The organism is Gaetbulibacter sp. S0825 (assembly GCF_011777505.1).
Classification (GTDB): Bacteria; Bacteroidota; Bacteroidia; order Flavobacteriales; family Flavobacteriaceae; genus Pontimicrobium.
Map to the genome: position 1 here is coordinate 649,920 of NZ_JAATJT010000002.1, position 22,555 is coordinate 672,474.

A 22,555-nucleotide genomic window follows, 5' to 3' on the forward strand; every position below is an offset into this window, starting at 1 on the left:
TGTTTATAAATATTTTTTAATAATCCATTTTTATAAGTTCACCACTTATCTTATAGTAAAAAGTAAATGAAGTCCCTCCATATTCTGGCTCCAACTTCACAGAATACTCAGCTTTAGAGGCATCTCCATTTTTAGGGAACTTTATAAAAGCCATATCTAATGCTGGGTTTTTAATATCTTTTTCGTTTGTTAATTGTTCAATTGATTTTTCAACCAACTCGCCTAATTTTGTTAAGTTAATTTGGTCATCTAATTGGAACATATAGTCTGCTGCTTTAGTGCCTTGTGGGACTTCTAATACTATTTCAGAGCTTTGTTTCCATGTACCTTGGGCTGAGTTCCATTGCTCCATTTTTAATGATTCTGGTGCATCTGTAACTGTCACGTTTATCATGTTTCCTATGGATTTATCATATATAATTGTTAAGTCTGTGTAATAAGCGTTGTCTCCAAACTTAGAGTCAAGTTCGTTTTCAATTGCTTTAAAGCCTTCTGCATTGGCTTTTTGATTGCTTATTTTGTTTGCACAAGCGCATATTAGTATTGTAACTATTATGGTCAATACAAGCTTTGCATTTTGAAGTTTTAAGTAGGTGTTTTTCATGATACTTAATCGATTTGCAGATAAAAGTATATTCTAGATGTGAAGCATGAAATAGGGAATCTATTTGTGGTGCCTCAAAATAAATAAGTGTGAGAATTAAAAAAATATACGTTTAAAGTATTCAGTATTAAAAAGAAGTAAAAACCCATATATATCAAGGTCTTCAGTTATAAAAAACAGCATTTAAGATTGCTTTGCTTTTAGAAATGCGGATAAGAAAGTTTCTTTTTTTCTTGAAGATACTGGTATTTTTTTTCCATTTTTTAAATGTATAGCCCCAGATTTCTCGTACTTATCAATAAACTTTAAGTTAACCATATACGATTGATGAGGACGAACAAAATTGGTGGAAGTTAATTGATCTTCGAACTCTTTTAAGGTTTTAGATACTACATATTTTTTACCATCGTTGCAGTAAAACGTGGTATATCCTTTGTCAGACTCACAAAACAATAGTTCGTTTAAATCTATAACTTGAAAGCTATCGTGAAGTGATAATATTAAATTTGAGTCTTCATTGTTCCAAGCTTGCTTTGCAGTTTTAATTTGTTGTTTCTGTTCTGTTATCGGTAAATGTTTCACTTTTTCTAGAGCCGCTTCTAGTTCATCAACATCTACAGGTTTTAAAATATAATCTACTGCACCACTTTTTAAAGCTTTTAGGGCATATTCTTCATAAGCTGTGATAAAAATTACCTTAAAGTCTAGGTGTTCTACTTGTTCTAAAAACTCAAAAGCGTTGCCATCTGTAAGGTTAATATCTAAAAAAATCAATTCTGGCTTACATGCATTAGCAACAACTACAGCATCTTTTACAGAGCCACACTCACCTATCACTTCAACTTTAGTATTTATGGTTTTTAATAAGTTAAGCAGCCCTTTTCTAATATATGCTTTGTCTTCAACTAATAATGTTTTCATGCTGGAATAATTTTATGAGGAATTACCAAAGTTACAATAGTGCCTTGTTCATTATATTGTTTTCTGTCTTTAATCACAACCGAACCTTCCATTTTAAAATCTTTTGACAATATTTTTAGGCGCTCGGAAGTAATTGTTGTTGATAATGATTTCTTATTACCATTATTAACTCCGTTTTGAGACTCATACCCTATCCCATTATCAGTAATAGTGCAAATTAACCTTTTGCTTATATATGTTAAACGAATGTCAATTTTCATATGGTCTTTTTTATTTACGAAAGCATGCTCAATAGCATTTTCTACAAATGGTTGAATAAGCATTGGAGGGATTTCAAACAAAGGCACGTCAATTGAATCTTCTACTAAGATAGTATGTTCATAAGCTTCGTTTTCTAGATTTTGTAGTGCAAGATAGTTATGTATAGCTTTTAATTCTTGAGATAAGGAGACTGTCTTATCTCTTGAGTTTTCTAAAATAATGCGTAATAATTTTGAAAATTTTGATAAGTAGGACACTGACTTCTTTTCTTCTTTATTCAATATCATACCTTGTAAAACTGATAATGAATTAAAAATGAAATGTGGTGTCATTTGCGAGCGTAATAGTTTTTGTTCTATAACAACATTATGAGTTTTTGCTTTGGCATGACGTAATTTTTGATAAAAAATAACAGACCCTAATAGCATAGACACTATAAGAACACCTATAACAGCCCATAAGTAGTTGCGTTGTGTTTTTTCTAAATCTTTATTAGTTGCTGTAACTGTTTTTTTTAATTGCAACTCTCTTATACTAGCAGAATCTAATGCTCTTTGGTATTTGTACTCAGATTCTAACTGTGCTATTTTTTCAATGTTTTTCTTATTAAATAAGCTATCATTTAAAATTTTATATTGTTCATGACTTTCAAGTGCTTCCTTATAATTACCTGTGTTTTTATAGATAATTGAGAGTAATTCTTGTGTATCTCTCTCAGAATTTATAATGTCTAGATTTTGAGAGAGCTGTTTACTCTCTAGGGCATAATGCAATGCTTCCTTGTATTTTTTTTGGTATACAAGTGTCTTGGCAATGCCATAATAAGACCTTTCCAAAACTCGTTTACCATCAATGCTTAAATCGTTTTTTATTGCTTTTTCATAGTAAGCAATAGACATATCATAATCTCCCAACTCCTGATATATGTACCCAATATTGTTTAAAGCAAAGCCCATAAGATGCTTATTCTGTATTTCTTCGGTTATAGTGAGAGCCTCCTTTAAAACACTTTCAGCTTGTATATAATCTTTCACTAGAGAATAAGTTAAACCCAAATTGAGTAATATTTCTGCGACACGCTTTTTATTTCCAATCTTTTTTTGAATATCTAAAGCCTTTTTGGAGTAAACTAGTGCTTTATCATAGTTCTTTAGATTATTGTAGATATGCCCTATGTTACTTAAAGATAATGAAATCAAAAAGGTGTCTTTTCGTTTTTCATTAATCTCTAATGATTTGTTATGATACTCTAAAGCCAATGGGTAATTTCCTTGGATTAGATGTACATTACCTATGTTCATAAGAGATCGCGATGCTGTCTCTTCATTATTTATTTCTTTACTTATTTGTAGCGCTTTTTCATAGTAGCTAAGGGCTTCGGTATAATTACCTATTTCAAAATATGTTACACCTATTGATCTAAATGTATTTGAAACGCCTATTCTATCCCCTATTTCTTCACTAATTTGCACTGATTTTAGATAGTATGCAATAGCTTCTTTTCGTTCGCCTTTATCCTTGAGGATCGACCCTATGCCTTCATAACATAGAGAGACAGCAGGTTTATCATTTAATGCTTCATACAATTGAAGTGCTTCGTTAATCAACCTTAGCCCTTCATCAAAATTTGATTGAGCCACTTGAATTTCCCCTTTTATGTATAAAACTCTGGCTTTTCCTTTTTTAAAATCAATTAACTTGGCTAGTTCTTCTGATTCGTCTAGATATTCTTCTGCTTTATTTATGTCTTTCTCATAGTGGACAAAAGCTAACTTATTTAATAAGTTTACTCTTGTTGTATCTTGTTCTTTACGATTTTCCAATTCAATTTTAAGGCTATCTATTTCTTCATTTTGTGATATTAGAATTATTGGTGAAAATAAGAAGGTTAATAAAATAGAAATTTTGATGCTTTTCATAACTTAAATATACTTTTATCATCAAAGGGCAATAAAAGCTTACAATGACAAATCTATTGAAACTAATAATAATATTAAATAGCAATCTATAAATAAATAGGAAATCTATTTATTAATAAGTAGAATAAATATTTGTGGTGTTTGAGTCAATATTTGTATTGTGTACCTATATAAAATTGTTATGATAAGGTCTAACATATTTATATGATAACATACCATATCGTTTTTTCCAGTCTCATAAAAGAGTTTGCTAGCTCCACTCCTACTTTTAAAATTAGTTACTCTTGCACCTCCTTTATGATAATTTAGTTTTACTTCACTTATTCTAATCTCAAATTGCTAGAGTTTAATGAAGCCAAATTTGAATGATTAAATATTACCTTCAATTACAAGATAATTAGTAATTTAAAGTTTTGTAATTGTACATTTACAATGCAGATGGATAACCAACCAAAAAACATTAAGAAATTTAACACCTTTGGAGGCGTTTTTACACCTACTTTATTAACAATTCTGGGTGTAATCATGTACCTGCGCTTAGGTTGGGTTGTAGGTAATGCTGGTTTATTAGGTGCATGGCTTATTATTCTAATATCCTTTCTCATAACATTATGTACAGCCTTATCAATGTCTGCCATTACTACTAATATTCGTATTGGTGCTGGAGGTGCATATGCCATAGTATCTCAAGCTTTAGGTTTAGAGGTTGGTGGTAGTTTAGGTATTCCACGATATATTTCTCAGGGTTTGGCAGTTACCATGTATATTTTTGGTTTTAGAGAAGGTTGGCTAGGAATTTTCCCTGAGCATAATGCTTTTCTTGTGGACATCATTGTATTTGCATCACTTTTTACAATTGCCTATATAAGTGCTAATCTGGCTATAAAGACACAGTTTATTATCATGGGAATTATTGTACTATCACTAATTTCTATTGTTATCGCTGCATATAATGGTTCTATGGAACAACCTTTAAGCGACTCGTTAAGTTGGGGTTCTTTTAAAGGTTCTTTAGAAAATGGGTTTAACGGAAGTAATTTTTGGATTGTATTTGCAGTTTTTTTTCCTGCTGCAACTGGTATTATGGCTGGAGCTAATATGTCTGGAGAATTAAAAAATCCTAAGCAAAGTATTCCTACAGGAACACTTTGGGCTATTGGTGTGAGTTTTGTTATTTATATGCTGTTAGCTTTTTGGATTTCTAGAAGTGCATCAGAGGAAGAGCTACTTACAAATTACTATATCATGGTTGATAAAGCCTATATAGGGCCACTAATTATAGCTGGTATTTTGGGCGCTACGTTTTCATCGGCTTTAGCATCTATTGTAGGTTCATCACGAATTTTATTTGCTATGGGTGAACATAAGGTCCTTCCCTATTCTACTATGCTAGCAGGAACCAGTAAAAATGGTCAACCACGAAATGCAATGATTGTTACTGGAGTATTGATTTTCTTTACTCTACTCTTGAGAAACCTTAATGCTGTCGCTCCTTTAGTAACCCTATTTTTCTTAATTACTTATGCTATGATAAATATTGTAGTAATTATAGAACAGCGTTTAGGACTTATTAGCTATCGTCCAATTTTTAAAATCCATAGGTGGGTACCATGGTTTGGGCTTATTTCATCCATATTTGCTATGTTTATTATTAACCCATCTGTGAGTTTAATTTCTATAGCTATTGTGTTAATGGTCTACTGGTATTTATCTCGTCAAAACCTTGAAACGCCATTTGAAGACGTACGTTCTGGACTTTTTGTATCCTTTGCCGAGTGGGCAGCAAAACACACATGGGGGATGAAAAAAATGCAACAGCGTGCTTGGAAAGCTAATCTTATGGTGCCAGTAAGAGATGTAAACGGCTTAAAAGGAACTTTTGAATTTTTAAGAAATATTACCAACCCTAAAGGTTCAATAAAACTTTTGGGAATTGAACCTTTCACTGAGAATAGCATATTGGCAGAACAATTAGAAAGCATTTCGGCCTCGTTTAGAAATAAAGGTGTTTTTTCATCTTCTACAGTCATTCATACTAGTGAATTCTCAAAAGGTATTAATTATGGAAGTCAAGCATTACAAGGCGCTTTCTTTAGACCAAATATCATGTTTTTAAATTTACAAGATCATGACGATTATGATAATGAACTAAAACCAGTAATGAAAGAGTCAATACGTTTAGAGATTGGTATTCTACTCTTTAATTTGCATACCACAGCTTTATTAGGACAGCGAAACACAATAAATGTTTGGATTAGCGACCGTAAAGGAAACTGGCAGCTAGATGGCTGGGATATTGGTAATTTAGACCTTTCAATTTTAGTGGCTTATAAACTGAAGATGAACTGGAAAGCAAAAATTCGTTTAATTACTGTTGTTGATACCTCTGATGAAGAAGAAAATGCTTCAAATTTCTTGAATTCCTTAATTAATTTGGCTCGTTTGCCTGAAACATTAACCGAAGTTTATGTTGGCCAATTTAATGAGTTTGTGATGCAAGCGCCTACAGCTGATCTTAATATTTTTGGTATGCAAGATACCTTGCCTTATGATTTTATAAAGAATATGTCATCAAAAACCAATAGCAGCTGTTTATTTGTCCGCGATTCTGGACATGAAAGTATCTTGGCTTAACTAATAATGATTGTCAATGTCTAAAATTCACTTTTAAGAAATTTATTCAAACATTTCATCCGAGAAATTTAAGTTATAAATCTTTTTGTCGTGCTAAGAATGTTTTTAAACAAATAAAGTTTGATTAGAAACTAGTTAGACATAATTTAATAAAAGATTTACAACCCAAAACCTATTTGATTATGGACGCAAACTTATCATTATTCAACCAAATTAATAGTTTATCGTATTGGTTTTTAGTAGAGAGCAATTACAAAAGTTCATTGGCTCTAGATGCAGAGAAAGACACGTTTTTTATTAAAATAAAAAAGGGTAAGCACAATTTATACACTTACCATATTGCCCATTTTAGCAAGAAAAATAAACGGTTTTTACATTTTGAACTCGCAGCAGTGGTAAATAGTTTACTACATATAAAGGAAACTGCAATGCGTAAGCGGTTTGAAAGTGCTTAATAAAGTATTTACTTTATAAGTGTTACTTTAACTGCATTCATCCCTTTCATACCTTTTTCAAGTTCAAAGGAGACTTTGTCGTTTTCAGCAATTTCATCAACTAAACCACTTACATGGCAAAAATATTTTTCTTGGTTTTCAGAATCGATAATAAATCCAAACCCTTTTGAAGTATCGAAAAAAGAAACCTTTCCATTTCTAACTGGGTCTATTTCTTCTCTATCGCTTTCTAAGGTTTTTGGAATACTTATTTCAATATTCTTAGCCTTTATCTTAATTTTTTTGGAAGGATCTGGTGGTGTATCGGTTAAATTACCATTGTGATCCACATAAGCAAACTCTATACCTTTTTTCCCGCTCTCTTCTTTTTCAAGCTTACGAGCTTCCATCTTCTTTCTTTTTTCTTCACGTTTCTTTAAACGTTTTTTTTCTTTTTCACTTTTGTTAAATGTTTGCTGCGATTTTGCCATTTATATATTTAAAATGTGTTAACTAATAGTAGTCCTAATTCTTCAAAGATACCGTATGCATTGATATTATGCAAAGATTAATGCAAACATCTCTATAATTAAAGCCTACTTTATAAATTATAATTGTTAAAAAGATAATTAAAAATAAAAAGCCCATCTAAAATTTAGATGGGCTTTGTAACATAGTTAAGCGTATATGTTATAAAACTTTTACGTTTACTGCATTCAATCCTTTTTTTCCTTCTGTTAGATCAAATTCAACTTCATCGCCTTCACGAATTTCATCAATTAATCCAGAAATGTGTACAAAATGTTCTTTGTTTGAACCTTCTTCAGTTATGAATCCAAAACCTTTGGTGTCATTGAAGAATTTTACTGTTCCTTTACTCATTATAAAATATTTAATATTACTATTTAGTTGTCAAAGATAGTGCCAGAAAGCTTATAAAACTATTTTTTATGGAAAAAGATTAAAAATAGTTAGTTTTTTAGCCGTTTTACAATACAAAATTTGTTTCCAGATTTTTAAAAAAAGTGCATCTATTTTTTTTCTTTTTTAAACTTTCTAAAGAAAGAATCCTCATTCCATGCTGGCTTTTCTTCTGTATCGTTAATTAAATAACTATTCATAAATTGTAGCCTTACATAAGTTTTTGCAGCATCAAAATTAAACATATCATCATTTAACTCATCAGATGGTTTATGATAATGATTTTTTGTAAAATCATTAATAATAGAGTCCAAGCCAGTTTCTGACGTTTCGGTTTTTAGACCATATTTCATACGTAAGGCAGGAATACCTTCAAGCACAAAATTTAAATTATCACTTCGCACAAACCTTACTTGCTCTGGCATATGGTCAGGATCAATACGTAAGTTTAATTGTTTTGCTGATCTTTCAACTAAATTCATAATACTACTCTGCTCTGCTCCTAATGGCTCGATCGATAGCATTGGAGCTATTAAAGTTGGCATATCCGTATTTACATTTGCTATAATCTTTTCTTGAGCAACAGGAGGATTAACAGCTAGATATTTAGAACCTAATAACCCCATTTCTTCGGCTGTAACCGCAGCAAAAATCACTGATCGCTTTGGCTTAGTTGGTAATTTACTATATAATCTTGCTATTTCTATCATTGCGCTTATTCCAGAGGCATTGTCATGCGCACCATTATAAATAGAATCGCCATCTATTGGTCTACCAATACCAACATGATCTAAATGTGCTGTATGGACTATATATTCATCTTTTAGCTCCTCGCCTTCTAACAATCCAAGTACATTGGCACTTTCAAATTGCTTAAGTGTTGTTACTACCTTTCCGTTTAATTGAATAGTTTCTAATGGCTGTTTTAGAGCATTACCATTTTCACTATAGTTTTTCCAATCTTCTTCAGTAAACCCTGTAAGTTTAGATAATGATGACCAATTAAAATAGCCACCAAATTTCATATTGCCAAAATTAGATCTACCAAGGGCTGTTCCATTTGGCAATAATACACTATTAATACCTCGTTGCGACATTCTATCAAAACTTCCTTTAAAATTACCTCGCCCCCCTGGAGCTGTTACAAATAATATGCCTTGTGCTCCTAAATTGTCTAATGTTGCAATTTTTGTATTGGTATTACTAAAGTAGGCTCTTTCACTTGCTGGTAAAGAACTAGGAGCTCCACTAAATATGGCAACAATTTTTCCTTCAACATCTAAGTTTTCAAAATCGTTAAAACCATATTCTGGTGCTTGAACACCAAAACCAGCAATCACTAAATCTGCTGAAAACTCTGTTAAAATTTCGTTGGCATTTCCTGTAAAAAAATAATCTTCACCCACTTGGAGAGTATCCTTATCATTAAGAATCATATGAGATTGTTCGTTCTTAACCACAGAGTTTCTCAACTCCAGTGTTTGATAATATGTACTTCGCTCCTTATCTCCTATTGGTGTAATGCCAAATTCTTTATATCTATCAGCTACATATGCCATAGCCTGCTTATATTCTGATGTTCCAGGAAGTCTACCTTTTAAGCTATCATCAGCAAGCACAGCAATATGATGCCTAATATCTTCTGTATTTACAGATTCCGAAAATTCAGCTAATGCTTTATCACTTAATAAAGATTCTTCCTTGCAACTGGTAGTAAAAATGATGCTCGCACCTAAAAAAAGATAAACGGTTTTTCTAATTAAATTCATGGTTGGATGTTTAAATATTAATATTATTAATTCTGTATGGCTTTATCTATTAACAAATCCATTATTTGTTGAGTTTCTTTATTATTCTCTTTTTTGACTTCATAAATCATGGCATTTGGATTTGGTATTTCCAAATTTGGAGAGCCTTTATCTAACGTTTTAAACTTTTCCTGAATTACCTTTTTAATTAGAGGTATCGCGGTAGTGTATCCTAAAAATAAGATATTTTCAAGTTTTACAGAATTAAGTAATAAATTCACCTCGTATTCACAGCCTTTATTTTTCTCAGAAAAACCACGAAGATCCATTAGCACCACATTTGCTGTTGTTACTAATTTTTCTACAGTTATTTTCCATGTGTTATCATGACAAGACATTGGTTTTTCCTTAAATGTATTGTCTAGTTTAACGGGTTGTTTTATAAGTTTTTCAAGTTCTTTGTTTAGTTCTTCCTTATTACTTACAAAATCCAATTTCATACGACGTCTGCTATATATAATAAATATAATTGCAGCAATGATCATTAAAAAAACAAATGGTGCAAATGGAGAGCCTGTACCAGAGTCCGCTGATGAATTTTCAAGTTGAGTGTATATTAAAAATATAAAAACAATGATAACCGGAAACTTATGATTAAATTTTCTTTTCCAATATACTCGATAAAATGAAGGGTCTGCAACTGTAAAATACGAACCAAAGTGTTTCCAAAATTTTGCTAAACTAGAAAAAGTAAACATTGAAGTTTTACTTATTAAGAATACACGAAGAATTAAAAGCTTTAAATTAGGTCTTTTCCTAGCCTTGCTTCTTATTCTATTAATTAGGAATAAGTGAAAAATAACTGGGATAAGAAAAATTATGCCATCATCATAGTCCCCAAAAAGAAATCCTGAGAGAGCTTTTAGCAATGTACTTAATATCACTACTAAAGCCAATAACATATACCATCTTGTTTGAAAAATTGCAAATACCAATTTCCATATAGGTGAAACAAATCTAAATAACCCTTCTTGATAGGCTTTAAATTGATGCCTAAATCCAATAAATCGCATTATTGTCCAAATCAAGAATAAAGTCAGATATAAAAAATAAGGCAAAGCATCTAGTGGATACTCGGCGTAAATAATTAAGGCTACAATAAAATACACTAGAACAATTAAAAGGTCTAGTTTAAATTGCTGATTCATGACTTTTTTTGCATTATCAACCATTTGGTGCCGATTAAGTGAGGTGTCACTAAAATCTGATTCAGAATCTAGAACAATAAACTTAATTGTATTACTATTTTGAATTTCTGCCATTTGTAATTCTATATCTGAATCTTTTATTTTTTTGGATTTAGACATCATACCACGATTCATAACTTTCATTAAAATAAATCGTGAAAAAAGTGCAATTAATATGGCTATAAGTATAATTACAAAGCGATTGGCTAAACCTATTTCAGGGTTTTGAGTAAAAAATATCAATGACAAATTTGGAGCCAACAAAAAAATAAATGAATTAATCATGGTTGGTTTTTATTGTTAGAGGCTTTGAATATAATCAATTTATAGGCATATTTGATTAATAAATTTGTTGTATTCATTTTTTTATTAAATTCGCATTCCTTAACAATCCAAATTCTACACATCGTTCTACTTACTGATTATTTTTGCTATTAAATGAAATTAATAATCTGTATAGTTTTTGTTTTTTGTTCTTCCATTGAAGGATTTACCCAATCTATTACTAAGTTTCCCGATTCTAAACCATTTCCGTATTCCTTAATTGAAAATGACTCTTTAAAAGAGTCTACAGGAGGAAAATCAAATGATTTAATTGACATAAAAAGTAGCCATTGGGATACAACTAAGTTTAATCCATATAAAGACGAGCTTGTTAAGTTTCCAATTCAAATAAAATTTAAAGACAGCCTATATCGTACACCAATTCTTGATAGCATGGTAATTACTTCAAGATTTGGATGGAGAAACCGAAGAGCACATAAAGGGATTGATATAGACTTAATTACTGGAGACGATGTCGTGTCTATTTTGGATGGTGTTGTTCGTTTTGTACGATATCATTCTGGACATGGTAAAGTTGTTATAGTACGTCATTATAATGGTTTAGAAACTGTCTATGCACACTTGTCTTCGTTTGCAGTAAAAGTAAATGATTCTGTAAAGCGAGGTCAAGTATTAGGAAAAGGTGGTGCAACTGGTAATGCACGTGGTAGCCATTTGCATCTCGTTGTTAATTATAAAGGTGTAGCCATAAATCCAGAATATTTATTTGATTTTAGTGGTACCAATAAAATTAGGTCCAATGAATTATGGGTTACCCAACGTTGGACAGCTCCATATTATCATAGTTCAAAACAAAAAACTAAGCTGGAATTACTTCAGACTGAAGAAGAAGCTATTGCAAGTCTAACAAAAGAAAAGCAAATCTATATTGTTAAACGTGGCGATACATTATCACGTATTTCCAGACGTAACAATGTATCCATTAGGGCTATTTGTGTAGCTAATAATATAAAAAGTACGAGTGTTTTAAAAGTAGGACAGAAACTTGTACTTGAGATGTAGTTGTAAACTATCGTCCAGTTATTCGTGGCCTAATAATTCTTTTAGTATTTATAAAATAGACTCCTGTTAATAACACTATAGCTGCAATTATTGATTGACCTGTTATTTGTTCATCTAGAATATACCATCCAAGTAGCAATGCAATTATTGGATTAACATAAGCCGAAGTAGCTACTTTTTCGGCTGATACTTTTTTAAGCAAATAATTAAATGCAGTAAATGCTACGATACCTCCAAATATTATTAATAAAAACATTGATATTTGTGTAGAACTATTCCATTTTAAAGGAGACAACCATTCTTCTCCCAATAACGCACTAAAAATCAATAATAATAGTCCACCTGAAACCATTTGATAACCTGTAGATATTAAATATTTACTTGGCAATTGTGCTTTAGCTACAAAAATACTTCCATAACTCCAGCTCACCACACAAGTAAAAATCATGATAATACTAAAAATACTTTCCTTATCTGCTGTAATACCCTTTTGACTAACTAAAAGATATATTCCCACAACTCCTAGTAAAACCCCAATAACAGACATTATCTTAATTTTTTTACCATCAATCAATCGCATTAGTACAAGTATAATAAGTGGCTGTGTAGAAGCCTCTAATGCAGCAAAACCACTATCTACATATTTTAATGCCCAAACAAATACGCCATTGCCGTAAGTAAGAAATAAGAAGCCAGCAATAATTGAATTTATAAGCTGACGTTTATTGATTGCTAAACTATGACCTAATAGTTTGGCTGTTAAAAAAATGAGTAGTCCAGCTACTGTAAATCTTATGGAAGCCAAATAAAGTGGCGAAATTTCCGATACAGCAATTTTATTAAGTAAATAAGTTGAGCCCCAAATTACATAAATAGCAAAAAAAGCTAATACAATTAGTACCGTATCACGTGATTTTTGCATTTATTCGGTGGCTTCTTGCATAAGCTTGCTAAATTGAGCAACCAGTTCTTCGTATCTACTTTTTGCTTCTTCACCTGGTAATTGGTCTGCTCTACTTATCATGTTCAATAAATAAGATATCTGCGATAACATCATTTGTTGAGGGTAAGCACCTTTCTTTTCATTTTGCAATTGTTTTAAGGCTACATTAATTTGTTCTAGGCGTGCAACTTTAGCTTTAGCTTTTTTCTTTTTTAAAGATTTGGCTTCCTTTTCAAGGCTTGCTTCAAGTTTTCTAGCATCAGAAAGAAGGTTTATCACCTTTTTTTGCATAGCAATTTGCTCTTCGATTTTTGAAGTTGTAAACCCTTCGGCCTTGACTCTTGGATCCATAATAATTTCAAAACTTTGTTCAAACGACTGCTCTCCCACAGTTAATCTAGCCGTATATACACCTGGAGCAACCATAGGTCCTCCTTTGTAACGTCGATTTTTATCTTTGTTCCAAGCGCCTTTTTGACTTAGATCCCAATCAAAACGATTTAGTCCTGGTTTATCAACTAGTTTTTTATCAACGTATCGTAATATTTGACTTAAATTCATGTCTTCAACTTCTTTTACTGTTGACTTTAATTTTGTACTATCACTTAGTATTGTACTAACAACTTCTTTATTAGCGTTTAAAATCTCTAATTGAATTCCACCCTTTGTGTCTTTTGGGATATAATAATCGATTATAACACTTGTTCTTGGATAGCTAGGAAACGAACTACGAGCATTCGGGTACCTATAACGTATCGTATTATCTGGCTTAAACAAATGAGGTGTTTCAGTTAATGTATTTATTTGAGCCTGTCTTAATGATGTAATGTTGTCTAAAATCCAAAACCCTCTTCCCATGGTACTGAGCACAAGGTCGCCTCTAAATATTTTAAGATCGGTTATAGGAGTTACAGGTAAATTTTGCTGAAATTTTTCCCATGATTTTCCATCGTTAAATGATACAAACATACCAAACTCAGTTCCTGCGTACAATAACCCTTCACGCACTGGGTCTTCTCGCATCACTCGAGTAGTAAAATCAGCAGGAATACCACTTTTTTCAGTAGTTAGTAATTCCCATTTTTCTCCATAGTTGTTAGTTACATAAATATACGGCTTCTCATCACCTAACAAGTGTCTATCAACTGCTATATATACTTTCGCTGGATTAAATTGTGATGGTTCAACAGATTCTACTCTGCCTCCTTTTGGTAATTTTTTAGGTGTTACGTTTTTCCAAGTTTTTCCACCATCTCTAGTTACGGACACCACACCATCATTAGAACCTGTCCAGATAAGTCCTTCTACTAATTTTGATTCTCTAATGGAATATAAAGTACTGTAATACTCTTCACCTGTAATATCTCTAGTAATTGGACTTCCAGAGATTACTTGCTTATCGTCTTCAAATGCAGTCAAGTCTGGTGAAATAGTTTCCCAAATAAGTCCATCGGTCACCGTTTTATGCAAATATTGTGATCCATGATATACAACATTTGGATTATGTGGTGATACATGAATTGGTGCTACACGCTGAAATCTATATTTTAAATCTTTAGGATTATGCCCATAAATATTTGAAGCACCCACATAATAACCTCTTTCAACACCTGTGAGTTTATTGAACACACCAAAACGTCCTTTACAATTGGCATAAACAGTATTATGATTTCCAGGTTTTGGAACAGCTGGACCAGTTTCACAGCCTCCTGAATTAATAACCCATCCTATTCCCGCTTTTTGAATCGCACTTGGAGGGAAACTAGGCACAGCAATGGTCGATGAGTTATCTTGCATTCCTGCATATAACCAATAAGGATATTGATCATCAACTTCTACTTGATAGAGTTCAGCTGTTGGTTGATTAAATTGTGTGGACCATGTTTTTCCACCATTATGAGAGACATTTGCGCCTCCATCATTTGCTTGAATAAGTAAATCTGGATTATTTGGGTTAAGCCAAATATCGTGATTATCACCGTGAGGAACACTCATGCGTTTCCATGTTTTTCCTCCATCTACTGATTTTAGTAAAGGGTTGGCATTAGAATATATAATGTCTGGATTTGTTGGGTCTAATTCTATGTTGGTATAATAGAATGGTCTATTCACTAAGCCTTTATTACTTGAGACTTGTTTAAATGACTTTCCTTGATTTACCGATTTATATAAACCACCCTCCTTCCCAGGAGCTTCAATTACTGCATATAAAATACTTGAGTTTACTGGTGATACAGCCAAATCTATTTTACCTACTAATCCTTTAGGGAGTCCCTTCTCCAACTTCACCCAATCTTTTCCTCCATTTATTGACTTATAAATTCCTCCTTCATCATTATTCCCACCAGAAATAATCGTCCATGGTTTACGTTCAGCTTTCCAAGCAGCAGCATACACAATATTCGGATTTCCTGGTAGTAACTCTAAATCGGTAAAACCAACGGTATCTGATATATATAATACCTTTTCCCAATTTTGTCCACCATCTGTCGTTTTATAAATACCACGTTCTTCATTGGCTTTAAAAGCATTACCAATAGCTGCAACCCAAACTACTTGGTTATTGGTTGGGTCAATTTCAACAGCACCAATTTGCCCTGTTTCTCTTAGCCCAATATGATCCCAGGTCTTACCTGCATCAATCGATTTATAAACTCCTTTTCCGCTAATGACATTACTTCTCAATCCATCAGAGCCTGTTCCGACATATACAATATTAGGGTCATTTACAGCTACTTCAATAGCACCAATTGAAGGTGTAGCAAAAAAACCATCAGATACGTTTTTCCATGATGTACCGTAGTCATCAGATTTCCATACACCACCACCAGAAGCACCTAAATAAAAAGTCCCCGGAAGCATTGGTGTTCCAGTAACAGTAGTAACTCTTCCGCCTCTTTCTGGACCAACGGTTCTATATTTTAAGGCTTTAAAATCTTGAGCAATTAAAGTACTTGTAATAAATAATGATAATAAGAATTGTAGAGAAAATAATTGAGTTTTCATAAAAGAAAAAATTGGTTGGTTAGAACTCAAAGTTAAGTAAAAATTACGCTATATTTAGTGTTATTTTTTAACAAATATTATCTGCATTTACAAATGAAATCTAGAAGCGAAGTTGATTTATTAGGCGAATTAGAAATAAATCAAGACAGTTATTACGGGATTCACACCCAACGAGCCATTAATAATTTTAATATATCTAATTCAAAAATTGGTGATTATCCATTGTTCATAAAAGGTTTAGTAATAACAAAAAAGGCATGTGCATTGGCTAATAAAGAGATTGGAGCTATTCCTGATGATAAGGCAGATATGGTTATTGATGCTTGTGATGAGATCTTAAAAAATCTTGATAAATACTCTGCTTATTTTCCAACAGATGTCTTTCAAGGAGGAGCTGGAACTTCAGTAAATATGAATACTAATGAAGTGATTGCTAATGTAGCACTAGAGCTGCATGGTCATGCAAAAGGGGATTATGATATTTTGAACCCCAATGACCATGTAAATAAATCTCAATCTACAAATGATGCCTATCCAACAGGTTTTAGAGTTGCCATTTACTTATATATTAACAGTTTACTTAAACACCTAGAACAGCTTATTAATCAATTAGATAAAAAATCTGATGAGTTTTCTAAAGTCTTAAAAATGGGTCGTACGCAATTACAAGATGCTGTGCCAATGTCTCTTGGTGATGAATTTTCGGCATGGGGAACTAATTTGCGTGAAGAAATTAAGAGCCTCAAGATGTGTCGCGATTTAGTGTTAGAAGTAAATCTTGGTGCCACTGCTATTGGAACTGGGCTAAATGCACCTAAAGGATATTCAGAGAAATCGATAGACTATCTAAAGGAACTAACCAAAGTAAATTTTGTTAAAGCCGAAAATTTAATTGAAGCAACATCCGATTGTGGTGCTTATGTGATGATTTCTGGAGCCTTAAAACGAACAGCAGTAAAATTATCGAAAATTTGCAATGATTTAAGGTTATTATCTTCTGGTCCAAGATGTGGACTAAACGAGATAAACCTACCTGAAATGCAAGCTGGTTCTTCTATTATGCCTGCAAAAGTAAATCCTGTAATACCAGAAGTTGTAAATCAGGTATGTTTTAAAGTTATTGGTAACGACGTGACTATTTCATTTGCTGCAGAAGCTGGACAATTGCAACTTAATGTAATGGAACCAGTAATTGCGCAGTCGTTATTTGAGTCTATTGACTTATTGTCTAATGCTTGTAGTACTTTAACTAATAAATGTATCATAGGAATTACAGCCAACGCTGAGCATACCAAAAGCATGGTATTAAACTCTATTGGGCTTATTACCTTCTTGAACCCATATATTGGCCATCACATGGGAGACGTGTTAGGTAAAGAAGCTGTGACTACTGGGAAATCTATCAAAGAATTAGTACTCGAAAAAGAGCTACTATCTGAAGAGGAATTAGATGAAATACTAAGTTTTGAAAATTTAATGCGTCCAAAATATAGAGCACAATTATTCAAGAAGCAGTAATTAATTTTAACAAATCATTAACCAAATTCACTGTAAAATGAATTTATCAATGTTATTAATTCATTTACCTTTACTAAAATTTAATAAATCCAACCAAAATGTTTAAAAATCGTTTTAAAGCCATAACACTTATGGCATTTGTAGCAGCACTAATTATTCCTTTTAACTCAAGTTTTTCTCAAGACAAGTTAAAAAAGATGCCAGGTTATGAGCAATATCAAAAAATGGCTCCACAAATTCGTAGTTCAGTTAAATTTGGGACTTTGTCAGTTACTTGGAGTGAAGATGGCAACTCTTTCACTTATAATGAAAATGGAAAGCATTACAAATATGATGTAAAAAGAAAAAAAGCTTCCGAAGTTGGTGATGCCAAACCAAGACCAAGAAGAAGTTTTGGTAACAGACCAGCAAGAGGTAGGCAATATGCATCGGCTGAATCACCAGACAAAAAGCTAAAAGCTTTTACAAAAGATAGAAACATGTACCTAAGCAATTCTGATGGTAGTAATGTTATTCCAATTACCACAAAAGGCAACGATGAGAACCAAATTAAGTTTGGTATTGCTACTTGGGTTTATGGAGAAGAATTAGGCCAAAATACTGCCATGTGGTGGTCTCCAGATAGTAAAAAAATCGCTTTTTACAGGTTTGATGAAAAGGAGGCTAAAAAATATTATGTCATCTATAACCAAACAAAAATTCAAGATTCTGTTGAAATTGAAGCATACCCAAAAGTAGGTGCTAAAAATTTACCTGTAGATTTAATGGTGTATGATTTGGACACTAAAAAAATAACATCGCTTGACCTAAGAGATGGTAAACCTTATGAAGACGGTCCTATTGGAACTTATATTTACAATATTGGATGGTCTCCAGATGGCACCGAATTACTTTACCATAGCACCAATAGAAAGCAAGATATTATGGAGTATAAAGCTGCCAATCCAACTACTGGGAAATCTAGAGTAGTAGTACGTGAGGAATGGCCAGCAAGTTTTACACGAAACTCTCCTGAAATGCGATTTTTGAAAGATGGCAAACGTTTTATTTGGGCTTCAGAGAGAAGCGGTTTCAATAACTACTATTTATATAACATTGATGGTACTTTAATAAACCCTATTACGACTCATGACTATGAAGTATCTAGAATTATAGATGTTGATGAAAAAAATGGATATGTATATTATTATGCTAGAAGTGGTGATAATCACATGAAAATGCAATTGCATCGTGTAAAGTTAGATGGTAGTCAAAACACTCGTTTAACAGATCCTGCATTTAATCATAGTGTTTCTATATCTCCTAACGGAAAATATTTTGTAGATATTTCTCAAACACATGACATCCCTCCTTTTACCAACTTGGTAAATTCAAAAGGAAAAGTAATTGATGAGTTGGCAAAAAGCGACATGACCAAATTTAATGAGCTTGGTCTAAAAAAGGTTGAAGCATTTACGTTTACTTCTGCTGATGGTGTGACTGAGTTACACGGTATGCTCCATTATCCATCAAATTTTGACCCTAATAAAAAATATCCGTCAATTTTAGCAATTTACGGGGGACCTTCAACTAATGGGTTTAGGGAAAATTTTACCCTCCCAAATGCCATGACTGAATATGGGTTTTTAGTTGTGAATCTTGATGGCAGAAATGTTGGAGGAAGAGGTAAAAAAATGTTAGATAAATTATATGGTAATTTAGGAATTGTTGAAATGGACGATTTTGCCGAAGGGATAAAATCATTACATAACAGACCATATTTCAACAAAGATAAAGTAGGTGTTGTGGGTACGTCTTATGGTGGAACAACTGCAGCTACTAGCCTATTGCGTTTCCCTGATGTTTATCATGCGGCAGTTGCTAACTCAGCAGTAACTGACTGGAGAAACTATGATAATGTTTATACTGAACGTTATATGAACCTAATTGAAAACAATAAAGAAGGTTATGATGCTTCTAGCATTATGAGTTATGCAGATAACCTTAAAGGGGAGTTAATGATTTTCTACGGAACAAATGATAATAACGTGCATCCTTCAAATTCACTACAGTTAATCCAAGCACTACAAAAAGCTGGAAAAAGCTTTGAGGTTCAAGTGGGTCCAGATAAAGGACATACACGAATGAATACTGAACGTATGATGGAATTTTTTATTGAGCATTTAGTTCTTAGAAATCCATGGGAAAGTGACATTAATCAAAGTGAGACAGATAAATTTAAGAACTAATACTTAATATTATTAATAAAAAAAGGGAAGCAATATTGCTTCCCTTTTTTGTTAGTCTTTATATTTGTTTTTCAATCTACGTTGTTGTTCAGCATAAGGTATTCCTTCTGTCATCCAATCTTCCGCAGGTTCGCCTTTTAAATAATGTCCAAACCACTTTAATATACGTTGCTGGTAATCTTTTCTATTTTTGTCTTGACGCAAACCATGCCCCTCTTTTGCATACACAAGTAAGACAAAAGGCTTAGCAGCTCTTCTGGCTGCATTATAATATGCAATGCCTTGGAACCAATTTACGTTTTCATCATTATCGCCAACCTCAAACATAATTGGTGTATTTAGTTTTTCAATATTCATTACTGAAGAATTTCTTAAATAACTATCGGGTGCCTTCCATGGTGCTACCTCCATTCTTTCTTGACTTACTTCAAAATGTGCGTTTTCTGGCATACCTCCAAAAGCTGGAGTTACAGCAAGGTTCATGCTAATTAGCTCTGTTAAGCCTGCACCAGCAACACTAGCTGCAAAAATATCTGTTTGTGTAGGTACAAAACCAGCTTGATAACCTCCCCAAGAATGTCCAATTAAACCTACTTTCTTCGCATCCACATCTCCTTTATCTATAATTGATTTCACTACGTTCTCTAAATTCGTAGCAGAAGAAACTCCAGGATCTCCAGCTATAAATTCAATATCTGGATTTAGTACGAAATAGCCATTTTGAGACCAAACTGTAGTATTATAATAATTAGTTCTAGATGGATTAATATATCTATGAAATCCATCAGATAGTTTCTCGTATATATAAGTTATCATTGGATACTTTTTACCCTTCACATAATTCGCTGGATAATATAAAATTCCTTGAGCTTCTTTTCCTAATGCATTTGTGTAAGTAATTAGCTCTGCTTTTCCCCAAGCATAATCTTTTTGAAAAATATTTGTATTAGAAATTTGTTTAGGCTTTTTAAACGATGTATTGGCTAGAAATAAATTAGGAGATTGACTATAAGTTTGCTCCATAAATGCAATGTCATCAGATTTCTTTGCCTTAATAGTTCCAGAAATCATAGCATCCTTATAGATTAAGGTCTTCATCTTCCCTTTAGATAGCACAGCCATTCCAGAGTTTTTGTTATACTTCCCAAATAATCTAAAATAAACTGGGTTTTTAAAATCTATGCTTTTTTGTGTTCTGTCAAAATTTTGATATCTGTAGATTATCATATCAGCTTTCCCATTGGTAAGCCTCTTAGCAGCTGTACCATCAGTAAAAAATTGCCAAACATCAAACTCAGAATTAACAAGGTAAGAATTACTATCATTACTCCACCCAGCAAAACCAAATGCAGGTTTTTGAGCCATTGGATGGTCATTTTCAATATCAATAAAACTTGCATTTATATTTTCTGTAATATTTATTGATTTTTTAGAATCTATATTATACAGATGCAAATGGTTATCACTTAAATATATAAAGTACTTATTATTTGGGCTAACATTCCAGTATCTACTGGCTTTTGTGACTACTTTTTCTGAAACACCATTTAAAGTGTTTACTGTATATAAATCGTAGTCAGGCCTTCCAAACATAACCTCAAAATCGTAAGGAGTTTGGTCTTGACCAATACTAATTGAAGTTTCTGTTTGTATTCTTATGCGATCGATTACATCGTTTTCTAATAGATAAAACTTGTCGCTATGTGTATTCCAAACCGATGCCTTAGACCCATAGTTTACATTTTTCTTTTGGGCAGGAATTATGTCGACATCTCCACTATTCCATATCTCAACTTCGGCAGCCTCATCATCTGTCTTATTTTCATCGTTCTTCTCTTTTGGAATTTTACTAGCTCTAAAATCTGTGCTAAAAAATATGCTTTCACCATTATCTGAAAACGAAACACCTCTACTCTTAATTTTTGTGTTTTTTGGAAAATTTGTGTGTTTACCATGATTAAAAACTTTAGCAGAATTATTAACATTAGGGTTATTTAATCCTTTCCAGAACAAAATATCAAACGAATCATCTTTATAGAGCGTGTCTTTAGCTGTTCTCAAAACCAATAGGTCAGCGCTTTTTTTTCGCCATAGTAAACCATTATAAACCTCTTCTTTTTGGTCTAAAACTTTTAGGTTCCCAGTAATAGGGTTGTATAATTGCACCGAGTTTCCAACCTTATCGTCAGTATTTATTATCATTGACAAAAGTGTTCCTTTGTCCTGCCACTCATATTGCTTAACATTTCCAAAGGTGACTTCTAGACCGCTCTTTAAGTCTTTAACAATTAATGTGTTTACTTTATTTTTTTCGCGTTTCATGGCTAGGTATGAATTAACACCACTAAACTTATAATTAACAACATCCATAAACTCTAAAGAATCTCCGGTTGATAAATTAATAACACCCATTTTTTGAGGAGCTTTCTTTTTAGTTTTCTTTTGTCTATTCGAAATATCTAGCTTTTTTTGAGCCTTTCCAGACAGCACCTTTTTATAAGCCATCCAGTTATTATCTGCAGAAAAAACAGCAGCTTCTGCATTTGTTAATAGCCTTGATTCTTTTGTCTTTGAGTTAACCACATTTAAGGTTTTATCTCCATCATTAGTAATTATACCAAATTGAATCCATGAACCATCTTCAGTAAACGTCGTTCCCCAATTAATACGCTCCCATTTCCCATAATCTTCTTCTGGAACTGGTTTTAGTTGAGTGTCTTGAGAATTTACCATTAGCGAAAAACATATAGTAACAATACTGAAAATTAATTTAGAATACTTCGAGGAAAAAGAAATCATATTAAGATAATTTACATGGTTAGTT

General features: G+C 32.5%; 15 protein-coding genes. 5 read left to right on the top strand and 10 right to left on the bottom strand.

The window, feature by feature from the left end; genetic code table 11:
• Positions 1-16 precede the first annotated feature (16 nt).
• The 3 genes from HB672_RS10650 to HB672_RS10660 all read right to left on the bottom strand — a co-directional run bounded on the left by HB672_RS10650 (position 17) and on the right by HB672_RS10660 (position 3,705).
• A complete protein-coding gene (locus HB672_RS10650) occupies positions 17-604 on the bottom strand; it encodes a hypothetical protein (protein ID WP_167612185.1) in 588 nt (195 codons plus the stop codon).
• Between the two features lie 183 nt (positions 605-787).
• The gene (locus HB672_RS10655; protein WP_167612188.1) at positions 788-1,525 is read right to left on the bottom strand and encodes a LytTR family DNA-binding domain-containing protein; all 738 of its coding nucleotides are present in this window, start codon (positions 1,523-1,525) and stop codon (positions 788-790) included.
• Positions 1,522-3,705, bottom strand: a complete 2,184-nt coding sequence (locus tag HB672_RS10660) for a tetratricopeptide repeat protein (RefSeq protein ID WP_244306604.1) — start codon at positions 3,703-3,705, stop codon at positions 1,522-1,524. Before HB672_RS10660 ends, HB672_RS10655 begins: the two co-directional genes overlap by 4 nt.
• 438 nt (positions 3,706-4,143) lie before the next feature.
• Here HB672_RS10660 and HB672_RS10665 point away from each other — a divergent pair, with 438 nt between their 5' ends.
• Together HB672_RS10665 and HB672_RS10670 are read left to right on the top strand one after the other, a co-directional pair.
• Positions 4,144-6,339 carry an amino acid permease gene (locus HB672_RS10665; RefSeq protein ID WP_167612191.1) on the top strand — a complete coding sequence of 732 codons (2,196 nt, stop codon included), beginning with the start codon at positions 4,144-4,146 and terminating at the stop codon, positions 6,337-6,339.
• Between the two features lie 182 nt (positions 6,340-6,521).
• Positions 6,522-6,794, top strand: a complete 273-nt coding sequence (locus HB672_RS10670) for a hypothetical protein (protein WP_167612196.1) — start codon at positions 6,522-6,524, stop codon at positions 6,792-6,794.
• 8 nt (positions 6,795-6,802) lie between these two features.
• On the opposite strand, the gene HB672_RS10675 is transcribed toward HB672_RS10670, so the two are convergent.
• The 4 genes from HB672_RS10675 to HB672_RS10690 all read right to left on the bottom strand — a co-directional run bounded on the left by HB672_RS10675 (position 6,803) and on the right by HB672_RS10690 (position 10,974).
• Complete coding sequence (locus HB672_RS10675; RefSeq protein WP_167612199.1) at positions 6,803-7,264, bottom strand: cold shock domain-containing protein; 462 nt, start codon at positions 7,262-7,264, stop codon at positions 6,803-6,805.
• Positions 7,265-7,463: 199 nt separating this feature from the next.
• On the bottom strand, positions 7,464-7,655 hold the full coding sequence (locus HB672_RS10680; RefSeq protein ID WP_121907488.1) for a cold-shock protein: 192 nt from the start codon (positions 7,653-7,655) through the stop codon (positions 7,464-7,466).
• 149 nt (positions 7,656-7,804) lie between these two features.
• On the bottom strand, positions 7,805-9,463 hold the full coding sequence (locus tag HB672_RS10685) for a M28 family peptidase (protein WP_167612202.1): 1,659 nt from the start codon (positions 9,461-9,463) through the stop codon (positions 7,805-7,807).
• A 26-nt stretch (positions 9,464-9,489) separates the two neighbouring features.
• Entirely contained in the window at positions 9,490-10,974 is a 1,485-nt protein-coding gene (locus HB672_RS10690) for a hypothetical protein (protein ID WP_167612205.1), read from the bottom strand.
• A 153-nt stretch (positions 10,975-11,127) separates the two neighbouring features.
• Between HB672_RS10690 and HB672_RS10695 the strand changes: the two genes are divergently transcribed.
• Positions 11,128-12,036 carry a peptidoglycan DD-metalloendopeptidase family protein gene (locus tag HB672_RS10695; RefSeq protein ID WP_167612210.1) on the top strand — a complete coding sequence of 303 codons (909 nt, stop codon included), beginning with the start codon at positions 11,128-11,130 and terminating at the stop codon, positions 12,034-12,036.
• Positions 12,037-12,043: 7 nt separating this feature from the next.
• On the opposite strand, the gene HB672_RS10700 is transcribed toward HB672_RS10695, so the two are convergent.
• A complete protein-coding gene (locus HB672_RS10700; protein WP_167612213.1) occupies positions 12,044-12,958 on the bottom strand; it encodes an EamA family transporter in 915 nt (304 codons plus the stop codon).
• On the bottom strand, positions 12,959-15,985 hold the full coding sequence (locus HB672_RS10705) for a hypothetical protein (protein WP_167612216.1): 3,027 nt from the start codon (positions 15,983-15,985) through the stop codon (positions 12,959-12,961).
• Positions 15,986-16,078: 93 nt separating this feature from the next.
• Between HB672_RS10705 and aspA the strand changes: the two genes are divergently transcribed.
• Both aspA and HB672_RS10715 read left to right on the top strand, forming a co-directional pair.
• Positions 16,079-17,503, top strand: a complete 1,425-nt coding sequence (gene aspA, locus HB672_RS10710; RefSeq protein ID WP_167612219.1) for an aspartate ammonia-lyase — start codon at positions 16,079-16,081, stop codon at positions 17,501-17,503.
• A gap of 98 nt (positions 17,504-17,601) precedes the next feature.
• A complete protein-coding gene (locus HB672_RS10715; RefSeq protein WP_167612222.1) occupies positions 17,602-19,731 on the top strand; it encodes a DPP IV N-terminal domain-containing protein in 2,130 nt (709 codons plus the stop codon).
• A gap of 51 nt (positions 19,732-19,782) precedes the next feature.
• Here HB672_RS10715 and HB672_RS10720 read toward each other — a convergent pair whose 3' ends face one another.
• Positions 19,783-22,530 (bottom strand): prolyl oligopeptidase family serine peptidase, encoded by a 2,748-nt coding sequence (locus HB672_RS10720; protein WP_167612225.1) that lies wholly within the window; start codon positions 22,528-22,530, stop codon positions 19,783-19,785.
• Between the last annotated feature and the right edge of the window lie 25 nt (positions 22,531-22,555).